Annotated in this window: 22 protein-coding genes; 13 read left to right on the top strand and 9 right to left on the bottom strand. The window is 45.7% G+C overall.

Annotation, left to right across the window (positions count from 1 at the left end):
• The first annotated feature begins 1 nt into the window (after position 1).
• The 8 genes from J4227_05510 (at position 2) to J4227_05475 (ending at position 9,791) form a co-directional block, all read left to right on the top strand.
• Positions 2–574 (top strand): winged helix-turn-helix transcriptional regulator, encoded by a 573-nt coding sequence (locus J4227_05510; GenBank protein ID MBS3109957.1) that lies wholly within the window; start codon positions 2–4, stop codon positions 572–574.
• Between the two features lie 205 nt (positions 575–779).
• The gene (locus tag J4227_05505) at positions 780–2,573 is read left to right on the top strand and encodes a glycosyltransferase (GenBank protein MBS3109956.1); all 1,794 of its coding nucleotides are present in this window, start codon (positions 780–782) and stop codon (positions 2,571–2,573) included.
• Positions 2,574–2,852: 279 nt separating this feature from the next.
• Positions 2,853–3,809 carry a galactose-1-phosphate uridylyltransferase gene (galT, locus tag J4227_05500; GenBank protein ID MBS3109955.1) on the top strand — a complete coding sequence of 319 codons (957 nt, stop codon included), beginning with the start codon at positions 2,853–2,855 and terminating at the stop codon, positions 3,807–3,809.
• Positions 3,810–3,859: 50 nt separating this feature from the next.
• Complete coding sequence (locus J4227_05495) at positions 3,860–4,843, top strand: 2-C-methyl-D-erythritol 4-phosphate cytidylyltransferase (GenBank protein MBS3109954.1); 984 nt, start codon at positions 3,860–3,862, stop codon at positions 4,841–4,843.
• 35 nt (positions 4,844–4,878) lie between these two features.
• Complete coding sequence (locus J4227_05490) at positions 4,879–6,810, top strand: hypothetical protein (protein ID MBS3109953.1); 1,932 nt, start codon at positions 4,879–4,881, stop codon at positions 6,808–6,810.
• Between the two features lie 239 nt (positions 6,811–7,049).
• Complete coding sequence (locus tag J4227_05485; GenBank protein MBS3109952.1) at positions 7,050–7,160, top strand: zinc-ribbon domain-containing protein; 111 nt, start codon at positions 7,050–7,052, stop codon at positions 7,158–7,160.
• Positions 7,161–7,674: 514 nt separating this feature from the next.
• Positions 7,675–8,739, top strand: a complete 1,065-nt coding sequence (locus J4227_05480; protein ID MBS3109951.1) for an ATP-grasp domain-containing protein — start codon at positions 7,675–7,677, stop codon at positions 8,737–8,739.
• A gap of 125 nt (positions 8,740–8,864) precedes the next feature.
• Complete coding sequence (locus J4227_05475) at positions 8,865–9,791, top strand: hypothetical protein (protein ID MBS3109950.1); 927 nt, start codon at positions 8,865–8,867, stop codon at positions 9,789–9,791.
• A gap of 40 nt (positions 9,792–9,831) precedes the next feature.
• Here the strand turns inward: J4227_05475 and lysS are convergent, their stop codons facing one another.
• Both lysS and J4227_05465 read right to left on the bottom strand, forming a co-directional pair.
• On the bottom strand, positions 9,832–11,553 hold the full coding sequence (gene lysS, locus J4227_05470; protein ID MBS3109949.1) for a lysine--tRNA ligase: 1,722 nt from the start codon (positions 11,551–11,553) through the stop codon (positions 9,832–9,834).
• 240 nt (positions 11,554–11,793) lie between these two features.
• Positions 11,794–13,155 (bottom strand): beta-ketoacyl-[acyl-carrier-protein] synthase family protein, encoded by a 1,362-nt coding sequence (locus J4227_05465; protein MBS3109948.1) that lies wholly within the window; start codon positions 13,153–13,155, stop codon positions 11,794–11,796.
• Positions 13,156–13,297: 142 nt separating this feature from the next.
• On the opposite strand from J4227_05465, the gene J4227_05460 reads away from it, so the two are divergent.
• From J4227_05460 to J4227_05440, 5 genes are all read left to right on the top strand, one after another.
• Positions 13,298–14,560 carry a PQQ-binding-like beta-propeller repeat protein gene (locus tag J4227_05460; GenBank protein MBS3109947.1) on the top strand — a complete coding sequence of 421 codons (1,263 nt, stop codon included), beginning with the start codon at positions 13,298–13,300 and terminating at the stop codon, positions 14,558–14,560.
• 212 nt (positions 14,561–14,772) lie between these two features.
• Complete coding sequence (locus J4227_05455; GenBank protein ID MBS3109946.1) at positions 14,773–15,570, top strand: hypothetical protein; 798 nt, start codon at positions 14,773–14,775, stop codon at positions 15,568–15,570.
• Between the two features lie 75 nt (positions 15,571–15,645).
• Positions 15,646–17,229 carry a hypothetical protein gene (locus J4227_05450; protein ID MBS3109945.1) on the top strand — a complete coding sequence of 528 codons (1,584 nt, stop codon included), beginning with the start codon at positions 15,646–15,648 and terminating at the stop codon, positions 17,227–17,229.
• Between the two features lie 29 nt (positions 17,230–17,258).
• Positions 17,259–17,597, top strand: coding sequence for a peptidyl-tRNA hydrolase Pth2 (gene pth2 / locus J4227_05445; protein ID MBS3109944.1), 339 nt, complete (start codon positions 17,259–17,261; stop codon positions 17,595–17,597).
• A gap of 232 nt (positions 17,598–17,829) precedes the next feature.
• Positions 17,830–18,711, top strand: coding sequence for an amidohydrolase family protein (locus J4227_05440; protein ID MBS3109943.1), 882 nt, complete (start codon positions 17,830–17,832; stop codon positions 18,709–18,711).
• Positions 18,712–18,728: 17 nt separating this feature from the next.
• Here J4227_05440 and purH read toward each other — a convergent pair whose 3' ends face one another.
• From purH to J4227_05405, 7 genes are all read right to left on the bottom strand, one after another.
• Positions 18,729–20,267, bottom strand: coding sequence for a bifunctional phosphoribosylaminoimidazolecarboxamide formyltransferase/IMP cyclohydrolase (gene purH, locus J4227_05435; protein MBS3109942.1), 1,539 nt, complete (start codon positions 20,265–20,267; stop codon positions 18,729–18,731).
• Positions 20,251–20,901, bottom strand: coding sequence for a hypothetical protein (locus J4227_05430; protein ID MBS3109941.1), 651 nt, complete (start codon positions 20,899–20,901; stop codon positions 20,251–20,253). The genes purH and J4227_05430 overlap by 17 nt, the downstream gene beginning before the upstream one ends.
• Before the next feature lie 26 nt (positions 20,902–20,927).
• Positions 20,928–21,539 carry a phosphoribosylglycinamide formyltransferase gene (locus tag J4227_05425; protein ID MBS3109940.1) on the bottom strand — a complete coding sequence of 204 codons (612 nt, stop codon included), beginning with the start codon at positions 21,537–21,539 and terminating at the stop codon, positions 20,928–20,930.
• Between the two features lie 61 nt (positions 21,540–21,600).
• Entirely contained in the window at positions 21,601–22,116 is a 516-nt protein-coding gene (locus tag J4227_05420; protein MBS3109939.1) for a hypothetical protein, read from the bottom strand.
• Between the two features lie 76 nt (positions 22,117–22,192).
• The gene (gene folD, locus J4227_05415; GenBank protein MBS3109938.1) at positions 22,193–23,038 is read right to left on the bottom strand and encodes a bifunctional methylenetetrahydrofolate dehydrogenase/methenyltetrahydrofolate cyclohydrolase FolD; all 846 of its coding nucleotides are present in this window, start codon (positions 23,036–23,038) and stop codon (positions 22,193–22,195) included.
• Between the two features lie 36 nt (positions 23,039–23,074).
• Positions 23,075–24,349 (bottom strand): serine hydroxymethyltransferase, encoded by a 1,275-nt coding sequence (locus J4227_05410; protein MBS3109937.1) that lies wholly within the window; start codon positions 24,347–24,349, stop codon positions 23,075–23,077.
• Between the two features lie 69 nt (positions 24,350–24,418).
• Positions 24,419–25,078 carry a 3,4-dihydroxy-2-butanone-4-phosphate synthase gene (locus J4227_05405; GenBank protein MBS3109936.1) on the bottom strand — a complete coding sequence of 220 codons (660 nt, stop codon included), beginning with the start codon at positions 25,076–25,078 and terminating at the stop codon, positions 24,419–24,421.
• Between the last annotated feature and the right edge of the window lie 16 nt (positions 25,079–25,094).

Below are 25,094 nucleotides of genomic sequence, written 5' to 3'. Positions count from 1 at the left end.
CATGCACCTTTTTGACGCCAAGGAAACCAAAATGCTTTCTGAGCTTATTCGAAATCCCAGATCATCAGACAATAAGATTGCCAGCCGTGCCAAGCTGCCCGTTGCTACTGTAAACCGCAAACGAAAGGAGCTGGAACAAAAAGGCATCCTAACTTATTTTGCCCATGTTAACAACTGGAAGGATGGAACCCAGGTTTTCAGCGCAAGGCAGATGTACATGATCAAGCTGCGTTATGGCATTACGCGCAAGCAATTCCTTGATGCCTTTTACCAGCCAGGCGAATTAACACCTTTATTCCTGAAACATGTGGTTTCCAGTGACCTGGGTGAAATGAATGGCCAGCTGGTATTCATCATAACAGTAGAATCGCGGATTGATACTGACATACTTGAGATTTTCAATGCTGAAATTGCTCCAATGCTTGACAGGCATTTTGGAAAGGGATCCATACAGGAATCCATCTCACTGCCCTTAACCCAGAGCCTGACTATGCTGCATAACTACAATAAATTCAACCTTGATTCGGGCAAGATACGGGACAATTGGCCAAACGATAAAGTATTTGTGCAGTGAGGCGCATTGTCCTGCGCCAATAGAAGGTATAGGTTTATATACTGGCAATGCATAAAGCATATATAAGGGATATGGTCAAGATATACATAAAAACTGATAAATACCAAAGGAAAATACCCTCATAAAACACTCTCATAACTAACATTATTAATAATGTAAATAATAACATCATTCATGTAAATATTACAAAAGAGACATCAAAGAGGTGACCATTATAGCCGAACAGCCAAAAGCAGACTTTTTTTTCGAAGTCTCATGGGAAGTTTGCAATAAGGTCGGCGGGATTTACACAGTAGTCAGCAGCAAAGCTGAATCAATGATGCGCGCTTATGCTAATTATTATCTGATTGGCCCATATTTTCCAAACAAGGCAACAGGGGAATTTCACGAAACTGTCCCGCCGCACCAACTGAGGGATATATTTGATGCGTTAAAGCGCGAGGGCATCATATGCCACTTCGGGAAATGGCTGATTGGAGGGGGGCCTTCAACGATCCTGATTGATTTTACATCATTCTCATCGCAAGGCAATGCCATAAAGGGAGAGTTGTGGAGCAAATTTCAAATTGATTCACTGGGCACCCACTTCCATGATTACGATGAGCCGACTATCTGGTCATACTCTGCCGGCAAATTGATCGATGCTGTTGCAAAATCATCCAATGCAAAAGTTGTGGCGCAGTTCCATGAGTGGCTGTCAGCCGGCGGGCTGCTTTACCTTAAGGCAGCAAACAGCAAGGTTGCGACAGTTTTTACAACCCATGCAACGATGATTGGCAGGACACTTGCATCCAACAATGTTGACCTTTACAACAAATTTGGAACCCTGGACGGCGACAGTGAAGCAAAAAAATTCGGGATACAGGCCAAGCACCTCACAGAAAAAGCTGCGGCGCACAATGCGGATATCTTTACCACTGTCAGTGAAATCACCGGCATAGAAGCAAAGCACCTGCTGGGAAAGGAGCCTGACCTGCTGCTGCCCAACGGACTTCATCTTGAAAAATTTCCAACCATGGAGGAAATTGCCATCAAGCACCAGCTGCTGAAAACCAGGATAAAATCTTTTTTGATTTATTATTTCTTCCCCTACTACCAATTTAACCTGGCCAAGACATACATCTATTTTATCGTCGGCCGGTATGAATACCATGACAAGGGGATTGATGTATTTGTGAAGGCGCTGGGCCAGCTTAACCAAATCATGAAGAAAGAGAAAAGCAACAAGACAGTTGTGGCATTTTTCTGGATTCCTGCAAATGTGCGCGGCATTAAGCCTGAAGTTTTGGAGAGCAGGGCAAATTTCATGGACATCCATGAATCCATTGAAGACTCATTGCCCGACATAAAAAACAGCCTTATTCTTTCCATGGCAACAGGCGCTGCGATAACTGCAGAAAGCGTTTTTGGCGCCGAGCTTACAAAGGAGCTCAAGAAAAAGGGGCTTAAGCTAAAAAAATCCGGCAAGCCGCCCATAGCAACACATGACCTCTATGACGAAGCGCATGATTCAATCCTCAACGGCTTTGCCGAGCAGGGCCTTACAAATTCAAAGGATGACAAAGTCAAGGTTGTGTATTACCCAACCTATCTCACAGGCTCTGATGGATTATTGGACCTCAATTATTATGAGGCCATCCTCGGCTCGCAGCTGGGAATATTCCCTTCATACTATGAGCCCTGGGGCTACACGCCTCTTGAGGCTGCAGCGCTCGGGGTGGCATCAGTCACTACAGACCTTGCAGGGTTTGGCAGGTATATCTGCAAGGAATGCAAGCCATCAAAGTTTCCAGGGATTTATGTTGTCAACAGGATGAACAGGAATGACGGGAGCGTTGTTGAAAACCTCAAGCAGATACTGCTTGACTATACGCAGCTGACGCGGGAAGAAAGGATTGCAAACAAGTATGAGGCCAAGAAAATCAGCTCGACGTCGGACTGGAAAAATTTTGCCGAGAATTACATCCGGGCGCACAATATGGCAGTGGACAAGCATTAGGCTTTGCCTGAAAATAGGGCGCTGTAGAAAATGTAAGTCTTGCCATCAGTTATGCGAGCATTTTATTGCCACAGAAGCATATGCAAAGGAGATTGCAAGAGGAATTTGCATCTTCATGCCAAATCAGAGAATGCGAGCCGATGGCAAGACCGAGGCACCAGCCGAGATTTTCTACAGCGCCTGAAAATAGCATAGTTTCATTTTATGAGGGCCCATAATCAATTTATCGGTTGATTGTTGGTTGATTGTTGGGAGCAAAGACGCAAAAAAGGATGGAAAATGGAGCTAAGGAAGGATTATCTTCTGGACAGGTGGGCAATCATATCCAGCGGCAGGGGTGCACGGCCGAGGGAGTTCAAGCCAGAGGAATCTGCGCAAAGTGAAAAAATATGCTTCTTTTGCCCGGGAAATGAGCATTTGACGCCTCCTGAAATTTACAGGCTTGAAAAGGCAAATTCATGGCAGGTAAGGGTATTCCCGAACAAGTTCCCGGCCACTGAGCTCGCAGGAACCCCTGAAATAAGGACTGACAACGATTTTTTCACGTTTTCAAACCCCTATGGCATGCATGAAATCGTGGTGGAAACTCCGCAGCACGGCCAGCATCTCCACGACCTGGCCAAAGAGCAGATACTTGAAGTTGTCAAAGTCTACAACCTCAGGATGAAGGAGCTGCAAAAAAATCCGAGCGCAAAATATGTTGTTCTTTTCAAGAATCACGGCAAGGAGGGCGGCGCCTCCCTTGTCCATACCCATACCCAAATCCTGTCCATGAACCTGGTTCCGTCAATAATCCGCCAGGAATCAGATGCAGCTGAATCCTTCCAGAAGGAAAAAGGCCACTGCCCCTACTGCAGGATTGTCGATATTGAGAAAGGAAGCTACAGAAAATGCATCGAAACAAAGTATTTTGCAGCATTTACGCCTTATGCTTCGAGATATAACTATGAATTATGGCTTTTCCCGAAAAGGCACTTGACGTCCATGCAGGACCTCAACTATGTTGAATTGCAGGATTTTGCCGATATTTTCCAAAAGGTGCTCGCAAAACTAAAGGAACTGGGCCATCCTTACAATTTTTACCTCCACAATGCGCCGCCAGGGCGCAATCTTCACTTTCACCTTGAATTTACCCCGCGAATAGCCAGGCTCGCCGGATTTGAAATTGGCACAGAAGCATACATCAACACGGTTCCCCCTGAAGAGGCGGCAAAGTTCTTTAGGGGTGAGATTTAGGTCTGCGCAATGGCATTAATTTTAAATATACCTCTGAATTATCCGTAAAAATGCAGGTAATCATACCCGTAGCAGGAATGGGCACAAGATTGAGGCCGCACACTTACACTAAGGCAAAGCCCCTTGTGACAGTTGCGGGGAAGCCGGTCCTTGCGCATATCCTTGACAGCATAAAAGGCAACAAGTCCATCTCAGAGATAATCTTCATAACCGGCTACCTCGGCGAGCAAATTGAGGAATTCGTCAATGCCAACTACAAGTTCAGGACAAGATTCATCGAGCAGACTGTGCTGAACGGCCAGGCAACTGCCGTCAAGCTTGCGGAGCCGTACATAAAGGAAGATGTCGTAATCTGGTTCGTTGATACAATTTCCGACGCTAAAATCGATGAGCTAAAAAAAATCAAGGAAGACGGCGGGATTTTTGTCAAAAGCGTTGAAGACCCAAGAAGGTTTGGCCAAATCAAGACAGATTCAAGCGGGGATGTGACTAAAATTTCAGAAAAGGCCGACCCTCCCATCTCAAACCTTGTCAACATCGGATTGTATTATGTCAGAAATTACAAGCTGATGTTCCAGTGCATAAATGAGATGCTCAGGGAGAAAAAGATGAACAAGGGGGAATACTACCTGATGGATGCCTTCCAGATGATGATTGACAGGGGGGCGAAATTCAAGTCCCTTGAAGTCCAGGTCTGGAAAGACTGCGGCACAGCAGAGGCGCTTCTCGACACCAACCGGTATTTCCTGGACAAAAGGAGCATGATGGGCGCCAAAACAAAAAATTCAATCATTATCCCGCCAGTCCACATCGAAAAGGACGCAATAATAGAGAATTCAATTGTCGGGCCATATGTTTCAGTTGCAAGCAATGTGACAATACTGAATTCCATCCTCAGGGACAGCATAATAAATGCCAACACCCGCATTGAGAATACCCAATTGCACATGTCCATAATCGGGGCAAATTCAGTCTTTGCTGGCAAATTCAAGAAAATCAATATCGGGGAGTCTTCAGAAATCGAAGAGGAATAGGCCATTTAGTCAATTTTGGCCGGAAGATTTGTTCAATGGTGAAAATATCATATGATTTAGCGGGTCACCACGCTGAAAAAGAGGTGGAATCAGCAGAATTCCTGCTGACTAACAAGAGAGGCGGATACTTGTCCCTATCTGCCGGGCAAAATCCGAGCAGGTTTTCAGGTTGCCATTTCTTTCGTGAATTAAGGCCAAAGCCAGGCAGTGAGCCAGCAGCAGACTGGCAATTATTCAAGACAGTTGACAAGATCCAGCTGTACAACAAGGATGATGCATCGCTTTCCAACGCCATCCCGGCTGAAGCCATTCTTGTCAGGCCGGGCAGTGCCGAAAGGAAAACAGGAAATATCTCTGAGACTTTTTTCATGCCGCACAGCGACTCCTTCCAGTACAATGTAAAGGAATTCACCGGAAAGCTGGCTGTTTACCTTGACTGCAGGAAAATCTATGATTTTAATGACCAGGGGAGGATTTATTCCATCTCAAGGCAGGATGGCCTGATTATCGTCGAATACGCCAAGTTCCAGGATAGCACGCTCAATGAAAAGGCCTACTCAATTTATCTCGCAATTAAGGGGAATTTCAATGAAAAGGATGTCGGGCTGCTCCAGACCTGGGAAAAGGACTATTATCCATATGATGCTGAAAGGAATTCCTCCCCAAAGGAATTGTACGTGTTCAGGGCATTTTCAATTGCCTGTGAAAAAGCATTAAGCCTCTCATTTGGGTTTTCTGACATTCAGGAGGAAGCTGTTGAAAATGCTGATAAACTGCAAAGGCATGCGCATGAGTGGCAGGATGAGATTGAAAGCCACCAAAAAAGACTGGGTGCCCAGAAATTTGCATTGCCAGACCCGGCATTTGCAGTTGCATATGCTTGCGCATCCGCTTCCATCGATTCACTGTATGTTTCAATCCCACACGAGGATGGGATTTTTGCAGGCCTGCCATGGTTTTTCCAGTTTTGGAGCAGGGATGAGGCAATATCACTCGGGGCATTGATTGCCCAGGAGCAGTATAAGCTTGTTGCAAAAATCCTGAAGCGCCTGCTGCGCCAGCTCAGGGAGGATGGCCGCCTCACCAATAGGTTTCCGAAGTCAGAACTGGCAAGCGCTGATTCTGTGGGATGGGCATTCAAGAGGCTGGGTGACCTTATAGAAGCGCTTGAAAAGCGGAAGCTGCTGGATGATATCCTGCCTGAAAAGGACCTTCTGTATTTCAAGGACAAGCTTGATTTTTCTTTGAAATCAATTATGGAGAAATACCTGGACAGGGGCCTGATTTACAATAATCCGCTGGAAACATGGATGGACACCGATTATGGAGGGGACACAAGGCAAGGCAAGAGGATTGAGATTCAATGCCTTTTCCTGAAAATGCTGGAAGTGGCAAAAAAACTCTCAAAACTCCTGAAAGACACTGAAAATTATGATTTCTGCCTTAAATCAGAGAAAATTTACTCGCAAAGCACAAGGGAGCTCTTTTATGACGGGGAAAAATTGTGCGATGGCCTCGGGGATGCTACGCAAAGACCCAATGTCTTCCTTGCGCATTACATCTACCCACAACTCTTATCCGGCATGCAATGGCGGAAAGTCTTCTCATATGCATTGGACAGAATATGGCTGGGCTGGGGCGGGCTGGCAACCATTGACAAAGGCTCTCCATTGTTTACCCAAGACTACACCGGAGAAAACAACCAAAGCTACCATCGCGGTGATTCATGGTACTTTATCAACAACTTGGCAGCAATCTCAATGCACCAAGTGAGCCGGAGGGGATTTTCCAAGGAAATCCAGGGCATCCTTAACTCCAGCACCAGCGACATACTATACCAGGGATTCTTAGGGCACCATTCAGAAGTAAGCTCTGCCTCCAGGCTTAAGCCGCAGGGATGCAAGGCACAGGCATGGAGCGCTGCATCATACGTGGAATTGATGCACGAAATCGGGATGCCATTATAGAGCTTCAGAGAAGGATATGCGGAAAGATAAGATTTAAATACATAAAAACTATGTAGCCACTCCTGCCTTGAATAGAAAAATAATAAAAAATCAAAAAAACAAAAAAGTCGCGAGAAGAAAGGCATGAGAAATGGAAGTGGGGGAATCGGGTTGCAGAAACTGAAAACAGGAAACTGCAATGCACCTGTCCTGCATCAATTTCCCTGCCTTAACTTTTAGCGGACATCGGGGTGATGATTATGGCGGAGCTCGAATGCCCAATGTGCGGCTATCTGATGGATGAGGAAGAGGAATATTGCCCTGAGTGCGGAGAAGCAATGCCAAGAGGGGCGGAAATCAAAACTCTTTAAGGAGGTGAGAAGGATGGAAGGACCATGGAAAAATTATTTTGATGATGATTCAGACGATGACTGGGGAGACAATTTTGATGGGAATGACCCTGATGACAATGATTAGTTGAGTGCCTGAAATGTATTTGTTAATTATCTGTTGATTGATTCCGGTCGGATTTTGCATTTTTTTATTCTAATTTTTTTTGCTTTTGCGGTTTTATTGCTGATTTTAGGCAAAAATATGCGATTAGAACCGATTTCAGCCATTTTTTTATCAAATTTCATCAAAATTCCAAAAAAATTCCGCGCAAAATAAAAATATTTAAATATTAGCTAGGACATAATTTATAAAAAATTGAAATGAAAATCTCAATTAACCAACTAAAACGGCTGGAAACAGCAACGACTAGCAAAAAATGGTAGCCAGAGTTGACCAATCCAGCCATGAGAAATCCAGTCTGTTCTCAAAAACCAAGACTGTGACAGTTTTGTCTAAAAATTTCTGTGCAATCAATGTACCGAGGGTGCGCTTATGAGGGTCGCGGTTCTTTCAAATGTCTTCGAGGATAATGAGTTCAAGGAAGTCGAGGACGACCTTGTCGAAGTTGGCAGAAGCGTTGTCACAGCGCTTAAGGAGTATGGCCATGAAGTGTCATTCTTTGATGTGAATGAAAAAACCTTTGAGAAGCTCAGAAAGGCAAATGTGGACATGGCATTCAATGTCTGCGAAAGGTTTAATGGCAACAGCTTCTTTGAGCCTCATGTCGCGGCGATGCTGGAGCTTCTTGGAATCCCTTACACAGGCTCAGCGCCATTGACACTTGCACTGTGCATGAACAAGGTCAAAGTCAAGGAAATTTTGAATTATTACGGCATCCCGACTCCGAAATTCCAGGTTTTCTATTCCAGGAACAAGAAAGTGAGCCCTGACCTGACTTTCCCGCTCATTGTCAAGCCAGTTGCCATGGACAACAGCATTGGCATAACCAATGACGCAATTGTAAATGATGAGAAAGAATTAATGAGGAGGGTCAGCTACATTATCCGCACATATAACCAGCCTGCCCTTGTGGAAGAGTATATTGACGGGAGGGAGTTTGCAGTTGGTGTGTGGGGCAACAATGGCACAGCCCAGGCCTTGCCTGTCAGTGAAATTGTCTTTGGCGAGCTTGAGCCAGGTATGCACAGGATTTTCACCTATGATGCAAAGTGGGACAAGGAAAGCGAAATTTTCCAGAAAAGCGTTGAGATATGCCCCGTAGACCTGCCAAAAAGCCTGGAGGTCAAGCTAAGGAAGATTGCCCTCGACACTTATAAGATTCTTGGCGCAAGGGATTACGGGAGAATTGATTTCAGGCTCTCAGCAGATGGAACGCCTTATGTCCTCGAATTAAACCCAAATCCAGGCATAAGCGCTGACAACACCCTGCCAAAAGCGGCAAAATCTCTTGGCATCACTTATAATGAGATGATCAACAGGATTTTCACAATAGCCCTGGACAGGTACGGCATCAAGCATGAAATATACAATATGACAGAGATTGATGCCAACAAGCTTAATTCCCAGCTTGAAAGCCCAAACCCGGAAGCAAAGTAATTTTTGTGTTTTTCTTTATCATTGCCTGTGATTTTTTCCATTTATGATTGCCTACTCTACTTTATGCACATCTTCAATCATAAAATATAAAAAAACATAAATAGATATCAGTCAATGATTCATCAATGGCAATAAAAATATTGCAGCTTAAGGCGCATAAAAGAATTGTGCTTAAGGCAATCAGGAAATACGGCACCGGGCCAGAGCACAATTATCAGCATTATCTTTACATGGGGGAAAAAGGGTGCAGGCCTGTTTTTGTCCACTTTGGGAAACATATGGGAGTTCTTGCGCTGCGCGGCCGCAAAGGCACATGGCACACATTTGACGAGGTCATTGCCCCTGCCAAAATAAGGCAGAAAATCTTTATTGACTTTGTTAACTTCGCCATCGGGCACGACAAGGCAAAAAAGGTTGTTGTGGAGACGCGGGAAAATTTGCGCAAGTCTGTCATGAAGAAGGCAAAAAATGAATTTCATTTCCCGCGCATAAACTACTCGCTCCACTGGCCGCTGTTCAAGATCAAAGGCTTTGACGAAAATATACCCGGCAAAAATTGGAAAAAAATCCGCAATTTGCGCAACAGGCTCTATCGTTTCCACAAAGTCAGGATTGTCTCATCCAGGTCACTCAAGAAATCGCAATTGAAGGAGCTTGTAAAGCGATGGGTGAGAAAAAGGGCCCTGAGAGACCGCGCAGAAATTGGGAAATATATCAAGCTTATTGACAATAATTTCAAGGGCTGCGATTATGCAAGGAGCATTCTTGTTGATGGAAAGCCGGCAACTATTTCAGCCGGCTGGCGAATCCCAAACTCAAAAAAAGCCTACTCCGCGATAGGCATCCTTGATTACAGTGCTGATGGCTTGGGCGAAACAGCATACATCGATGAGCTGTCATACCTCAAAAAAATGAAATTCCATGAGGTCAACCTTGGCGGGAGCGATGCCCCCATGCTGTTCTTCAAGAAAAAATTCAGGCCCCATAAAACATACAAAACAGTTGTTTATTCCATAATGCCGCCAAAGAAGAAGAAAACAGCGAAAAAATAATATCCTGATAGTCGGCAGTATTGCCCACAAGCCCGATGCACTACACTTCTTTAAACATTCCTGCCACTTTTTCCCTGCCAAGCATCAAAATAAATGGGGCGAGCTTTGGCCCCCTTGTCTTGTCCAGCAAAACCCTGTAGCCTGCCTCAAAAACCTCCCTGCCCTGCATGCCCAGCTCCTTCGCAATGGCATAAATTTCCTCAAAAAGCTCCTTTTCCTGCCATTCTTTTTCCAAAAGCCTCCCGGCAAGAGTGTGCAGCGCTTTTTTTTGTGCTGAACTCAATGACAATCCCTTTGGAATCTCTTCCATGACTTCGAATTTTGCCTCGACTGGCGCATATTTGTCAAGCCATCTCCTGACTTTGCCAATCCTTTCCCAAATTATATCCTTCCTGGCGTCATCGTACTGCCCTGTTTTTTTCAGGCTCTTGACTATGTCTTCATCCTTGTTTGAGATCTGGGAAACAACAATTGCATGGGAAAATGACACGGGGCATGTCCTGGTTTCAGCATGGCCGTGGGATATCTGGAAGAGCCTTTTGATGTGCGCCTCTTCCTTCTTGTTCTCCAGGATAATTTCGCCGGCGCTGACACCTGCATAATAATCCTCCTCATCATATAAAACAGGCAAATCCTTCCAGGAAAAGCTTCTTGTGGTCATGAGCCTCTTGTTGTAAAAAAGCCTGAGAAGCTCGGGCGACGCAACCTCCAGCCAGTCCGACGGGTAAACCACATTGCCAAGCGAGGCTGACATCTTGACATTGTCAATCATCAAATGCTCATAAAAAATCGGGACCGGGCTCGGAAAGCCATGCACCTTTTCCACAATTTCAGCATTAATCCAGAATGCACTGTTCGGCACCTGGTATTCCTTTCCCGCGCCCTCTGAAACAACTTTCCACAAGGCCCATTGGCTTGCCCATTCGCTTTTCCAGACCAGCTTGCCATTGCCCTTCAAAGGGTCATTTTCCCCACGATGGCCGCATCCTGTGGCAGTATATTTTTCAAATGCATAATCCTTGCAAACATACTGGACTTTGCCGCCTTCAAAGCCAGTCACCTTCGGGGTAATTATTTTCCCGCAATTGTCACAAATCGGGGTCCAGGGCGACCATCCTTTTTTCAGGGCATTAGTCCTGTACCTGTTCTGGATTTCAATTATTGTCTCGATTTGGTCCAGGATTTTTTTGATATAAGGCCTGAAATTTCCTGCCTTGTATTCCGCGCGCATGGAAAACTTTTCCATTTTTTCAGTCACGAATTCATCCAGGACCTTGAAATACTCGGCAACGTGGTGGTCGGCATAGCTTTTGTGGCATCCTTCCGGGTCCGGCAGGTCTGTAACTGGCATCCCGATATATTTTTCATAGTCTTTGGGCACTCCTTCAGGGACTTTTCGCAAGGGGTCCATGTCCTCAGCCACCCAGATCAGCCGTGCCTTGGCTCCGGCATCCTTCAAGGCCTGGTAAACCGAGCTTCCCCTTATTGTATCACTCAATCTCCCTATATGGAGAACGCCTGACAGGGAAGCAGAAGTTTTCACTGTAAATTTGTCGAATTTGGGAGTTTCCTGCTCCAGATAACGAAATTTTTCCCTGCCAATAATCTCTTCAGCCAGCTGGTCAGCCCAGAATAATCCCTCAAAGTCTTCTGCCTTCTGGTTATTGTGATTATTTTTATTATCATTTTTATGGTTGCCATTCTTTCCATTGGTTTTATTATTGTGCAAATTATTTTTGTGATTGTTGTTCTTATTGTCCATTGTCTCAATCAACAATAGGGGTTATATAAATTTTGTCTAGAATAAGGCTTTGTCCGAAAACTCGCCTTTCGGCTTGGTTTGGGCATCCGCTCAGCATTGCAGCTTCTCGCAAATTGCATTTTTCTCCTCTGCAACCCCGAAAAATGCCTAACCCATCCTGGAATGGACTTCGCAAAATTGATGCCCAAACTAACTTTTCGGACAAAGCCCAAGAATAAAACAAAATACTAAAATCGGAAATTAGCCTTCATATTTTGCCAAAAGCAAAGTTGCATTATGCCCGCCAAATCCATAAGAATTAGTCAAAGCAATTCTAATCGGCTGCACAACTGCCACATCAGGCACAAAATTTAAATCAAGGGCCGAGCCTGGTATTTTGGGGTCGCCAGGATCAACCGTTTCATAATTAATTGTCGGGTGCACCTTGCCATGCTTGAGCGAAAGTGCAGTGGCAATTGCTTCCAGTGCCCCGCTGGCGCCCAACGAATGCCCAATCATTGACTTAGATGAATTGACCAATAGATTATACGCATGATCCCCAAAAACAGCCTTTATTGCCTGAGTTTCAGCTTCATCATTTTTTATTGTTGATGTGCCGTGTGCATTGATGTAATCAACTTCTTTTGGGTCAATGCCTCGTTCAGCCATAACTTCCTTCATAAGCCTGATTACTTGTGTGCCATTTGGATCAGGATCTGTAAGATTATATGCATCAGTTGTTGAATGATAATTTACAACCTCAGCAAGTATTGGTGCATTTCTTGCTTTTGCATGTTCAAGCTCTTCAAGCACTAGTACACCTGCTCCTTCTCCCATCACAAACCCATCCCTGTCTTTATCAAATGGCCGGCTGGCTTTTGTGGGGTCGTCATAGTGCCTTGTTGTCATTGCACCTGCCTTATTAAAAAGATAAAATGTATAACCTCCATCCCTAAGCAGAGCTTCAGAACCACCAGCCAGCATTAAATCAGCTTTTCCGAGAATAATTTGCTGATATGCATGTCCAATGGTGTCTGTTCCTGTTGCACATGCGGTTGCAATTACGCCCGATGGACCGTGAAACTTGTATTTTATAGCAGGCATTCCGGGCACAGCATTTGCCATAATCATTGGCACTGCCAATGGGCTAATGTTTCTATAATCACCTTTTAAGTATCTTTCATAATTTTCGACATCTGTTGTCTGGCCGCCGATGCCCGTTCCTATCATTACACCAGCCCGATCTGTATCAATCCCAAGAATTTCATATTGTTTCTGCTTGTCCGGGCCAACCAATCTAGTTTCCAGGCCCGCATTCTCAATAGCTTGTCGAGCTGCATCGATTGCAAATTTTGAGACAAAATCGCTTCTTTGGCCTTCCCTGAAGCCAAGCCTGCTCTCATCAAAATCCCTAACCGGTGCGTAAACACGTGTTTGAAAAACATCAATTATTTTTTTTTCACCGCGGTCCATAACCTCAGTCTGTCTGCCAATCCAGTCTTCATCAACTGCAATTACGCCTGACTTTCCCGCAAGTAAATTATTCCAGAATGTTTCAACATCATTGCCTATAGGGGAAACAACTCCGGCACCTGTTATAACAACACGTCTATTTGCATCCATTACACAGTGATAATAATGGTCATTTAAAAAGATTTGCAAAGGCATTCCAACCTATTTTTACATCTAACGCCTTTCAATAAATGAGTCCTTTATGCGCCACTGAGAAAAATTTATATATCCGCCAAAATATGGTAGAGCCTGGATGGGACTTTACAATTCAGTGCAGCATCTTCTTGGAAAAAGGACAGGCAGGCTTGAGATGTCCTCCAGCCTAGATATCAAGACTGACATAACCACAAGGCCTATCATTGCCGACCTCGACAAAATGAGGCAGCATGTGGCTGTTTTCGGCACCAAGGACGGCAGGCTGTTTGCCGTGAAGGAAGACAAGATCGAATGGGTGTTTTCGCCAGCCAAGGCTGCAAAAACAGACATGCAGCAATTGTTCCAGCCTACAGAATTCTCAGAATCCATACAATCAGAGCCAAGGATAATGGACATCAACTATGACGGCAACATGGAGATTGTCTTTGGCAGGGATGATGGCTCGGTCTATGCACTTGACTCAAATGGCAATTACATGTGGGAGTTCCAGGCAAAAGGCCCGGTAAAGACAACGCCCCTTATTTCCATTGACGGGCATGAAAGGATTGAGGACATCCTTTTCGGCAGCAGCGATTCAAATTTGTATTGCCTTGACAGCCTGGGCGGGCTTAAGTGGATTAGCAAGGCAGCATCCGGAATTGAGTCATCCCCTGCTTTCCTGATGGTGGGCGGGAAAAGGCGCCTTGTATTTGGGAGCAATGACGGAACCCTGTACTGCATTTCCATTGAAGGCAAGCTGGTTTGGAAGCACAAATGCCAGGGAAAAATCACTGCATCGCCTGCAGTTGGCGATGTTTTCGGGGACGGCGAAGACCATATTGTCGTGGGGACAAATGACGGGTTTTTGTACCTCTTTGACCATAATGGCGAAGTCCTTTGGACATACAAGGCAGGGGCCAGCATTCCCTCTTCTGCCACACTGGCGGACATAAACGGCGATAAAAAAATGGAAGTATTGTTCGGATGCTGTGATGACCAGGTATATGCGCTGGCTTCAGATGGCAACAAGCTTTGGAGCTACGAAACCAGCTTTTGGGTCGTTGCCCCTCCAATAGCGGCTGATGTGGATGGGGATGGGAGGCTTGAGATTGTCGCATGCTCATACGATCATTCAGTGTATGTCCTGGATGCTGAAGGCCAATTCCTGCTGAATTATGTGCCTGGTGTTGCAGGGATTACACAGCAGTCAGGGAGCTATTCTGATATCATGACAATCCCGCCTGGAAGGTACATCGGGAAGAAAATCTGGGAATACAAGACAGATGGCATGATAGTGGGCTCAAGCCTTGATGCTGCAAAGGTGAGCATAGTCGTGACAACAGGAAAGGGTAAAATGACTGTGCTGAAGCACAAAACTTAAATAAGCATTAAGCAATCAACATCCCATAAAAGCGAAATACTGCCGGATGCAATGTCCACCATGAAAAGGCAATATATAAAATATATAACCCATAAGACATAATATTCAAGGTTAATATAAGGTTAATATAATAACAATATAATATGTGATTGCACAGGGCATTGGCTCATGCATAATGCGATGCATGGCAGTTGAACAAAAAAGAGGTCAAGATGGCGGGAGAGTTCGAGCTTAGAAGGGTGCCAACATACATAAGCAATCTCGATAGTGAAATACAGGGTGGCATACCTGAAGGCCATGTAGTTCTTATAGCTGGAACAGCCGGCACAATGAAATCTTCCATTACATTCAATGTTCTTTACAACGAGGCGCTGAAAGGCAAGATCGGCCTTTACTTGTCTTTGGAACAGTCCTACCAAAGCCTGGTTAAGCACCTTGTGAACATGGGGTTTGACCTGAAGCAAATCAACTTGGTCATTTTGGATGACATTGGCAAGATCAATGACGCAGTTGCGAGGGTAAAATCAGGAAAAGGCGCAATGATAATCACTGACCTCGGGGCAATCAGAAAACAAGTCAAATCACTGAGCGACAAACAGGCCGGCGACTGGCTGAATGTCCTGAAAAACATACTGAAAAAAGTCAGGGAAAACTGTGATTTGGGCATTTTTGCACTGGACTCGCTGTCAGCGCTTTACGTGCTCTCAGATTTTGCCAATGCAAGGACACAGCTGTTTTACCTGTTTGAATTTTTCCGCGATTTGTCAATTACCTCACTTTTGATTTCTGAGATGCGGCTAACAGGAGATAAATATGGCGAATACCAAATTGAAGATTTCCTGGCGGATGGCATAATCCATGTGGAACTTGCCCCCCGGGCGCGCAAAATTGACAGAAATATCAGGGTCGTCAAAATGAGGGCGACCAAAGTGAACACAGATATCTTCACGCTGGAATTCAAGGGCGGCAAATTCTCTGCACTTTACGGCGGAAAGACACCGCTTGTGTAATTGTGCACAAGTGTCCCGGCTCCCTCATAACCATTAGCAGTAATTTTATAAACCACCTCCCCTTCTCATAAAATCATGTGCGGGGTCATAGGGATAATATCTAATCAAAACCGGAAAGATATGGGCGCCCTTGTAGCGCACGGGCTGTACCAGCTGCAAAACCGGGGCGATTTTTCCGCTGGCGTCGCGACAATCAGAAAATTCTCTATAAACAAGCAAAAGCAAAAAATGCTCCGCGAGCTGGCCGTTGAGCACACAGTCCTTGACCTGAATCCCTTAAAGATTGAAAAAGGGCATGGCAAGGTGTCAGAGGTATTCACAAAGGCCAAGCTTTCCCAGATGACCGGGTTCATGGGGGTTGGCCAGGTCAGGTACCCCACAGCAGGCTATACAGTCTCAGCATCGGACAAGGACTTGTCCCACGAGGAGAAATCCAGGATGAGCCAGGCCAGCATCCAGCCACTGCACGCCCCGCACGGCGGAATTGTAATCGTGCACAATGGAGATGTGCACAACTACGCTGAAATAGATGCATACTTTACAAATCTTGGGCTCAGGAAAGCTGGCAACAATGATGTGGAGGCAATCCTCAAGGTATTTTCAGAGGAATTCCATTCGAATTCGGAGAGTTTGGACGACGGCAAGAAGATTGAGATGGCTGTCAGGGGTGTCATGGAGCGTGTTAAGGCAACATACAGCGCTATTGCCATAATCAATAATGTCGGCCTGGTCGCATTCCGGGACCCGGAAGGAAGAAGGCCGTTGTTCTATGGCGTGGCACGGGAGCATGATGGCAATGAAGGCGAAATCACTGATTATGCGTTTGCCTCTGAAACAATTGCACTCGAAAAAATGCTTTTCAAGGGCACATCAAACAAGCTCTATGCATCAGGCCGGCAGGCTTATGATGAAATAGCGCCGGGCGAGATGATTTTTATCAACAGCAGCCTTGACGTGATAAGAAAGCAAATAATGCCTTCCAGAATAAAATTATGCCCTTTTGAAGCATCATATTTTATGCGGGCATCCTCCTATCTCAACAACAACCTTGTAAAAAACATCAGGAAATTAATAGTCGACGCAATGTGGAAGCGGTTCATGTCCACCCCTGAATACAATCATTTAATGAAGCACAAAACAGACTTGATCATTTGCCCTGTCCCGCGGACAGCTGAGGCAGCAGCCATACACCTGGCAAATACAACCGGCATTGCCTACAATTCATCAATTGAAAAGCACCCATTCTCGCCGAGGATATTCCTCCAGCCAACCCAGGAGCACAGGGAACTGGACACCATAGCCGACCATTATGTCTTCAGGGAGGAGGTTGAGGGGAAATATGTCATAATTGTGGATGATTCCATAGTCAGGGGCACAACCATCAAGCATGATATCAAGTACCTAAGGCATCTTGGCGCCAAAGAGATCCATCTGTTTATCACCTTCCCTGCCATAAGGCACCCATGCAACCATGCAATTGATTTCCACACAACTGAGGAGCTTATTGCGCACGGGAAATCACTTCCTGAAATTAAGAAGGCACTCGGGATGCAGGAGAATGAAGCCCTGGTTTATGCAACAAAAGAGGAACTGTCACAGGCTATCGGGCTTCCCGCTACACATATGTGTGACGAATGCTATGTAAATTCCGCTCATTGAGCTGCTTATTGAGCTGGCTGATCTTAAAAATGAAACAAGTAATAATAGTCAGAAAGGACTTAAAACTGCCAAAGGGCAAAATGGCTGCACAGGTTGCGCACGCCTCTTTGGAGGCAGCGCTAAAAACTGACAGAAAAATCCTGGACAAATGGAGGGCAGAGGGAGGCAAAAAAATCGTTTTGGAAGTCAGCGATGAAAAGGAGCTTAAAAAATACATGGCGCTTTGCCGTGACGGGGGGCTAAAGACTGCCCTAATAACCGACGCAGGCTACACAGTCCTCCAGCCCGGAACTGTGACCTGCCTGGGCATTGGCCCTGATGATGACACAAAGATCGACGAGTTCACAGGCAAGCTCAAAATGCTCTAATCCTCACAATATTGCATGCAAAATTCATTTGGATTGAATAAGATTGCAAAATCTTAAAAATGCCACCATCCTGCCAAAGATGAATAAAAAGAAGAGGTGCAGGGCACTTCAAGGTGTTCTCGGTTGGTATTATAATGTTAACCTGTTCGGGTTATAAGGTTATAAAATCAACGCAAAATAAACATTGAAATAATCAATTTATAAACTATAAACTGAGAAAACGCTGATTAGCATGAAAATTATCGACACCCAGGCAATGTACGGGCCACTGCTGAATGAGGGCTTTACACTTGATAATCTAAGGTTTATGAAAAAATTTTTTGACACGCAGGGAAACCACACCCATGACCTAAAATATTTTATTGTAGGGACAAATCCTGACTTGAACCCACTCATGGCTGATGTTGTGAAAGCCAATCCTGACTTATTGCTTGGGGCATATTTAATCTTGGCGCCGTATGCCTCCCCTCCCGACTCGCCTTTTGAGTACAGGGAAACCACACCTAAACAAATTGAGAAACTGGCGAAGAGGTCTGAAATCATCGGGCTGAAGGTGCCGACATCCCTGCTCGGCCTGGACATAGATGACCCTGCACTTGACCCTTATTATGAAATAGCCGGGAAAGCAGGCATCCCTGTGCTGAACCATTGCAGCTCAGATGACTTTGAAGAGAACACATCCGATGCAAAGATCAGGGACAGGCTTGAAAGGAACCCTGGAGTGAATGTTATCCTTGCCCACAACCTGGGTGGATTAAGGCAATCTGAACTGGGTTACAGAAAAAATTTCTTGCGTGATTATTCCAATGCCTTCACCAACACAACTGCCATGACTGGAGAATTAAGGAGGCTTGACAAGACAACCGGCCTGCTTGCGCCATCAACGCACAGCGACATCCATTCTGCCATAATGGAATATGACCTGCTTGCAAGCATGGCTGATGGGCAGCTGAATAAAAAATACTTATGGGGCACTGACTTTCCCTGGCTTTTGGATGTGAAACGGGCATTGACGCTCTTTGAAAAACTGCCGGAAGACGCCCAGCACCAATTTCTTGAAAATGCAAAAAGAGTTTTTCCACTTGAGGAGAGGCTTGGCATTAATTTTGGGTAAAATTAGGAACCTTCACTTCAGTGCTTGAACAACCTTATGCCCGAGAAAACCATTGAGATTCCATGCTCGTCAGCAGCCTTGACAACCTCATCATCCCTGATTGAGCCGCCTGGCTGCACAATGGCAGAAACGCCGGCCTTGGCAGCCTCATCCACCCCGTCCCTGAACGGGAAGAATGCATCAGAGCACATTACACTTCCCTTCACAAGGCCCTGGCTTTTTTCAACTGCAATTTTGACTGAGTCAACCCTTGACATCTGCCCTGCCCCGATGCCAACAGTGACCTTATCCTTGACAAAAACAACAGAATTTGATTTTACGTGCAAGGCAACCCTGATTGCAAAAATCATGTCCTCCAATTCCCCTGGCGAAGGTGTTTTCCTGGTAACAGCTTTGAATGTCCTGTTGTCCAATTTTGGGAAATCCCTTGACTGCACAAGAAGGCCGCCGGTCACAGTGCGCATTTCCATCTGCGGAGCCCTTTCCCCTATCTTTCCTGTTTCAAGCAGCCTGAGATTCTTTTTTGTTTTCAGCAATTCAAGCGCGCCAGGCTCAAATCCCGGGCAGATTACCACCTCAATAAAATTAGGCTTCATCAGCTCAGCTGTCCTTATGTCGCACTTCCTGTTCATTGCAACAACACAGCCAAATGCTGACAGCGGGTCGCAGGCCAGGGCTTTCCTGTAGGCTTCGGATATCTCATTGTCAACAGCAACGCCTGAGGGATTGGTATGCTTTATGATGGCACAGCAAGGCTCATCAAATTCCTTTACAAGCTCGAAAGCCTCATTGGCATCCAGGATGTTGTTATAGCTCAACTCCTTGCCGCTCAGCATCTTTGCATTCGCGACACAGGCCTCTTCCAACTTTTCACTCTTGTAGAACCAGCCTTTTTGATGCGGGTTTTCGCCATACCTCATCTCCTGTCCGTGCATAAAAAAAGGCCTGATCACTTTTTCGCCTGCAAGCCTTTCGCTCAGGTAATTGTCAATTGCAGAATCATAGGCTGCGGTTGTCCTAAACGCCTTGACAGCCAGTTTCTTGAGGGTTTCTTCGGCAATCCCGCCTTTTTCCACTTCATCAAGGAGACTGGAATAGTCCTTTGGGTCAACAATCACGGCGACATCCTGGAAATTCTTGCCTGCTGCCCTGATAAGCGAAACTCCGCCGATGTCTATGTTCTCAAGCGCATCTTCCATGCCTGGATTCTTGGCTATTGTGGCTTCAAATGGATAAAGGTTCACGACAATCATGTCAATTTCCTTCAATTTGTGCTCAGAAAGCTGCTCAGCATGCTCCTTCTTGCCGCGGATTGCAAGGATTCCGCCAAAGATGCTCGGATGCAGTGTCTTGACCCTGCCATCCAAAATTTCAGGGCTGCCAGTGTAGGATTCGACTTTAGTAATCTTTATCCCATTCTTTTCAAGAAGCGAGGCTGTTCCGCCTGTTGCGAGAATTTCTATGCCGTGCCTGGCCAGCCCTTTAGCGAAATCAGCAATCCCTGTCTTGTCAAATACGCTGATTAAGGCAGCCTTTGGCTTAATAATAATCACCATTCATCTCATAATTGTGCATCTCCGGGAACTCATCTTCCTGGAGGCTGTCCTGTACTTTCTCTTCCTTTTTTAGGTTATGCTTTTGGTTGAGCCAGTCCGCCATTTCCCTGAACGCCTTGGCACGGTGGCTCATCTTATTTTTCTCTGCCCTTGGCAGGAATGCCAATGGCTTCTCATGCCCATCTGCTATGAATATCCTCTCATACGGCATAACATCAATATCCTCGCCATGAACGCAATCACTGACCCTGCCAGTCAGCTTTCCGATAATCAGCTTGGTCTGCTGCCCGTCTGAAAATGCAACAGCGCTCCTGAATTCAGCCCCTCTGTTCTGCTCGTTTTCCAGGAGCTTCATCAGGCCTTTGTAGCCCAAAAGGCCATACATCAGTTTTGGATTGCTCCCTGGGAAATTTCCATAGGCATGAAAATAAAAGCCAGTGTCTTCCACTATTACCGGGACATTATGCTTTCGCGCAAATTTCTCGGCATTTTCAACTGCAACCTGCTCAATGGGCTTTTCCTTCATCTCATCCTTTTCCAGGTTGAGCTTATCTATCTTAATCCCATATTCCTTCATGATTGCCTTGACTTCTTTGACCTTATAATCATTCTGGGTTACAAAATAAACCTTCATTTCAGCGTCGCCCCTTCATAAGTGATTCATGCAGCTGACACAACCTTATTGCCCTCAACTTTCAGCTTGCCCTGTGAATAAAGTTTTACTGCAGTGATTATGATTTCCTGCTCTGCCTTCTGGACTTTTGCCTTCAATGTGTCCACACTCTCGCTTTCCTGAATTGCAACTGCCTTTTGCATTATTATTGGCCCGCCATCCACTGACTCGTCAACAAAATGCAGTGTGCAGCCTGTTATTTTTACTCCTGAGTCCAGGACAGTCTTGTGCACATCCTTGTCCATGCCGCCGGCAAAGGCGGGCAAGAGGCTTGGATGAATGTTCATTATCCTGTGCTTATACCTGTTGACAAACCAGGGGGAGACAATCCTCATATAACCAATCATCAAAACAAGTTCCACACTGTGCTGGTCAAGTATTTCCGAGATCTCCTTGTCAAAGTCCTCCCTTGACTTGTCGGCCGGGCTGACAGCAATCGCTGCAATGCCGTGCCTTTTTGCATTGTCCAGCGCCAATGCGCTCTTTTTGTCGCTTATGACCACTGTCACCCTGGCATCCACTTCACGGTTTTTTATTGCATCCAGTAGTGCAATCATGTCTGTGGCCCTTGTAGAGGATAGAACTCCGATTTTCAGCATTTTGGCTCAATCCCGGGAGAAAATGTAGGTTTATAAAAGTTACTGAAAGAATTCGCCTTCATCAGGCCTGGTTCTGGACCAATGCTTTAATCAAGCCGCCGGGCCCTGTCAATACCCCTTCAGGGGCTTTTTCACTATAAACCAACTGCGGCCTGCCATTGCCATACCTCTGCATTAAGTCCAATTTTTTTATTGTGTGAGGAGAGTTTATGTTCACCATCTCCAATACCTGAGCGCCTGACTTAAGTGGCCAGCTTATCAGGGCAAATTGAGAGGGATAACTTTCAATTATCCTGCCTTTTTTATCAGAGTCGTATGTTTCTATTTTCAACGAGTAGGGCCTTGTCTGCTGCCGGAGAGGCCCATGGGTTCCCACAACCCTATTAATTCCGTGAGCACTGAGCCTAACATAATTACCATCCTCAGTCCTGAAGAAATATTTCCCCCCAAATGGATAGTCAAAATTATAGATATCCAATTTCTCTGCGATGTCCCTAGTCAGAACCTTGCCGCGCACGATCGAGCCGTCAATCAGTTTAAGTTCCACAGATTTCGCAACAATTTTGTTTAGGTCCATGATATTACTGCCTCTCTACTTAGAAGTGATGAACTCTTTATAAACCTTATTTTTCACCTGCAGAATTCAATACTGTTTATTTGAAAGGATTATTCACCATAGCCTCATACGTATTTTCTAAAAGCATAGCCACAGTCATCGGCCCTACTCCGCCAGGCACAGTGGTAATCCATCCTGCAAAATCTTTTGCTGTATTGAAGTCAACATCGCCGCAAAGCCTGCCGTCCTCTGTCTTGTTCATCCCGACATCTATTACAATTGCGCCTGGCTTGATCATGCTCCCTGTTATCAGTCCGATTTTTCCGACTGCAACCACAAGGATATCAGCCTGTCTTGTGTGGCTGGCCAAGTCCCTTGTTTCCCTGTGGCATACAGTGACAGTGCAATCCTTTTGCAGCAGAAGATAGCTTGTCGGCCTTCCGACAATGTTGCTCCTGCCAACAACAACTGCATGCCTGCCTTTCAATGGTATTCCTGTTGATTCAATCAATTTTAATATGCCTTTGGCTGTTGCTGGAATGAATTTCGGAGAACCTGCTGCAAGGTTGCCAATATTGACTGGGTGAAATCCGTCAACATCTTTGTGTGGCAGAACTGCGTTCATGACCAGATTGGTGTCAAGCTGCTTTGGCAGCGGGAGCTGGACTATCATGCCATGAATCTCGGGCGAATTGTTCAGCTCATCAATCTTCTGGAGCACATCCTCATTCCTGCAATTCTCAGGAAGCTTGACATGCTGCATGTTGATGCCGACATCGTTGCCAGCGAGCATCTTCTTGTTGATGTAAACTGCCGATACAGGATTGTCGCCTACCTGGATTATGGCAAGGCCCGGCTTTGCATTGCCCTTGGATATTTTTTCCTTCAATTTATCTCGGATTTTATCGGCAAGCGCCTTTCCATTGATTATGTTGGCTGGCATACAATATGAGAGAAATCAGCGCTATATAAATCTTATTCACTTCATCTTCAATATGTCCAGCCCGGGATATAGCTCGAATTTCTTGCACATTTCAAGAATGTCCTCATTGACTCTGGTTATTGCGTCCCTGTCCTCAAACTTGGCAATGACCCTGGAAATTCCGTCCGCAATCACTTTCATTTCGCTTTCCTTCATGCCTCTTGTTGTTATTGCAGGAGTCCCGATCCTTATGCCCGAAGGGTTGAATGGCGAGCCAGGCTCATAAGGGATTGTGTTCTTGTTTGTGTAAATCCCTGCTTCCTCCAGGGCAATCTGTATCTCCTTGCCTTTTCCAGTCAAATCCCTGCCCATGCTTTTGGTCAGGTCTATTACCATAAGGTGGTTGTCTGTCCCGTCTGTGACAAGCTTTACCCCTTTTCGCATAAGCTCTTCAGCCATTGCTTTTGCATTTTTGACTATCTGCTTTCCATACTCCTTGAAGTCTGGCTGAAGGGCCTCGCCAAATGCAACTGCCTTTGCAGCTGTGATGTGGTCATGAGGCCCGCCCTGCAATCCCGGGAAAACAGCCTTGTCAATTGCCTTTGCATGCTTTTCCTTGCACATTATCATGGCCCCTCTTGGCCCCCTCAATGTCTTATGCGTTGTTGTTGTGACAACATCTGCATGCGGTACCGGGCTCGGATGCACGCCTGAAACGACCAATCCGGAAATATGCGAAATATCAGACATGTGGATTGCGCCAACTTCGTCGCAGATTTCCTGGAATGCCTTGAAATCAATTTTTCTTGGGTAGGCTGTCAGCCCGGAAATTATCATTTTCGGCTTGACTTCCTTTGCCTGTTTTCTTATGACATCCATCTCCATGAGCTCTGTGTCCTTGTTGACACCATAGCTGTGTATCTTGTACCATTTGCCTGAGAAATTAACAGGGCTGCCGTGCGTGAGATGGCCGCCGCAGGACAGGTCCAGGCCCATGAAATCATCGCCCAGGCTCATGAATGCAAAAAAGCATGCCAGGTTGGCAGGGCTGCCGGAATAAGGCTGGACATTCACATGCTCAGCGCCAAACAGCTTTTTTGCCCGCTCAACAGCAATGTCCTCAACCATGTCAACATATTCATTGCCTCCATAATACCTTTTATGCGGGTAGCCTTCAGAGTACTTGTTTGTAAAGACAGTTCCCATGACCTGCATCACTGCAAGGGAAACAAAATTTTCAGAAGGAATAAGCTCGACGCCATTCCTGATGCGCCTCAATTCGTGGTCTATAGTTTCAGCCACTGCCGGATCTTTTTTCCTGAGGTCGTCCATGAAAGAAATTGGTGCCATTTTTCCCCACCAATCAATGCGATTTTAGGGGTATTTATATGTTTTATTGTTTTATTGAGCTGGCTTTTCCTTCAGTTCAGCAGTGATATTCAGCTGCGGCTCGCCTGGCCTGGCCATAAAATCCAGAATGTCCTGGATCTTGACAACTGTAAGGCCATTTTTCGCGATAAATGCCTCAAGCTCCTCTCCAGTGGCTGACTCTGCGCGCTTATTGTCTATGATTTCAGCAAGAACAGCAATTTCAGGCTTGATGCCTGCCAGTTTCAGCAGGTCAATGGAAGCCTCTGTGTGGCCGCGCCTCTGGAATAATCCGCCAGGCCTGGCAATCAATGGGAAGGTGTGGCCCGGCATGCTCAGGTTTTCAAGCCTGCCTGCAACAAGGTCCTGGATAACGAGGCTCTTGTCACGTGCAGAAACGCCAGTGCCTCCCTTTTTGGAATCACATGACAGCGCGTACCTGCAGCCGTGGAAATCCTCTGAATAATAAGTCATCGGCGGAATCCCCATCTTCTTCAGCAGATGCTCGGTCATTGGAACACAGACCTGCTGGTAGCAGTTTTGCATGAGAAACTTAAGCTTTGGCGGGGTGGCAAATTTGGCGGCAATGACCAAGTCCCCCTCTTTTTCCCTTTCAGGGTCGAAAATTACTATGAATTTTCCGTTCCTGATGTCTATTATAGCCTGCTCGACAGAATGTGTTTTCAAGTCCATTTTTTCCGCTCTTTTT

The sequence above is a fragment of the Candidatus Woesearchaeota archaeon genome, assembly GCA_018303405.1.
GTDB lineage: Archaea > Nanobdellota > Nanobdellia > Woesearchaeales > JABMPP01 > JAGVYD01.
This window is presented reverse-complemented; position numbering and strand designations above follow the sequence as displayed.

Coding starts and splice junctions, on each gene's coding strand:
- J4227_05510 (MBS3109957.1), top strand. CDS start 2: ATGCACCTTTTTGACGCCAAGGAAACCAAAATGCTTTCTGAGCTTATT.
- galT (MBS3109955.1), top strand. CDS start 2,853: ATGGAGCTAAGGAAGGATTATCTTCTGGACAGGTGGGCAATCATATCC.
- J4227_05495 (MBS3109954.1), top strand. CDS start 3,860: ATGCAGGTAATCATACCCGTAGCAGGAATGGGCACAAGATTGAGGCCG.
- J4227_05490 (MBS3109953.1), top strand. CDS start 4,879: ATGGTGAAAATATCATATGATTTAGCGGGTCACCACGCTGAAAAAGAG.
- J4227_05485 (MBS3109952.1), top strand. CDS start 7,050: ATGGCGGAGCTCGAATGCCCAATGTGCGGCTATCTGATGGATGAGGAA.
- J4227_05480 (MBS3109951.1), top strand. CDS start 7,675: ATGAGGGTCGCGGTTCTTTCAAATGTCTTCGAGGATAATGAGTTCAAG.
- J4227_05475 (MBS3109950.1), top strand. CDS start 8,865: ATGGCAATAAAAATATTGCAGCTTAAGGCGCATAAAAGAATTGTGCTT.
- lysS (MBS3109949.1), bottom strand. CDS start 11,553: ATGGACAATAAGAACAACAATCACAAAAATAATTTGCACAATAATAAA.
- J4227_05465 (MBS3109948.1), bottom strand. CDS start 13,155: ATGGATGCAAATAGACGTGTTGTTATAACAGGTGCCGGAGTTGTTTCC.
- J4227_05460 (MBS3109947.1), top strand. CDS start 13,298: ATGGGACTTTACAATTCAGTGCAGCATCTTCTTGGAAAAAGGACAGGC.
- J4227_05455 (MBS3109946.1), top strand. CDS start 14,773: ATGGCGGGAGAGTTCGAGCTTAGAAGGGTGCCAACATACATAAGCAAT.
- J4227_05450 (MBS3109945.1), top strand. CDS start 15,646: ATGTGCGGGGTCATAGGGATAATATCTAATCAAAACCGGAAAGATATG.
- pth2 (MBS3109944.1), top strand. CDS start 17,259: ATGAAACAAGTAATAATAGTCAGAAAGGACTTAAAACTGCCAAAGGGC.
- J4227_05440 (MBS3109943.1), top strand. CDS start 17,830: ATGAAAATTATCGACACCCAGGCAATGTACGGGCCACTGCTGAATGAG.
- purH (MBS3109942.1), bottom strand. CDS start 20,267: ATGGTGATTATTATTAAGCCAAAGGCTGCCTTAATCAGCGTATTTGAC.
- J4227_05430 (MBS3109941.1), bottom strand. CDS start 20,901: ATGAAGGTTTATTTTGTAACCCAGAATGATTATAAGGTCAAAGAAGTC.
- J4227_05425 (MBS3109940.1), bottom strand. CDS start 21,539: ATGCTGAAAATCGGAGTTCTATCCTCTACAAGGGCCACAGACATGATT.
- J4227_05420 (MBS3109939.1), bottom strand. CDS start 22,116: ATGGACCTAAACAAAATTGTTGCGAAATCTGTGGAACTTAAACTGATT.
- folD (MBS3109938.1), bottom strand. CDS start 23,038: ATGCCAGCCAACATAATCAATGGAAAGGCGCTTGCCGATAAAATCCGA.
- J4227_05410 (MBS3109937.1), bottom strand. CDS start 24,349: ATGGACGACCTCAGGAAAAAAGATCCGGCAGTGGCTGAAACTATAGAC.
- J4227_05405 (MBS3109936.1), bottom strand. CDS start 25,078: ATGGACTTGAAAACACATTCTGTCGAGCAGGCTATAATAGACATCAGG.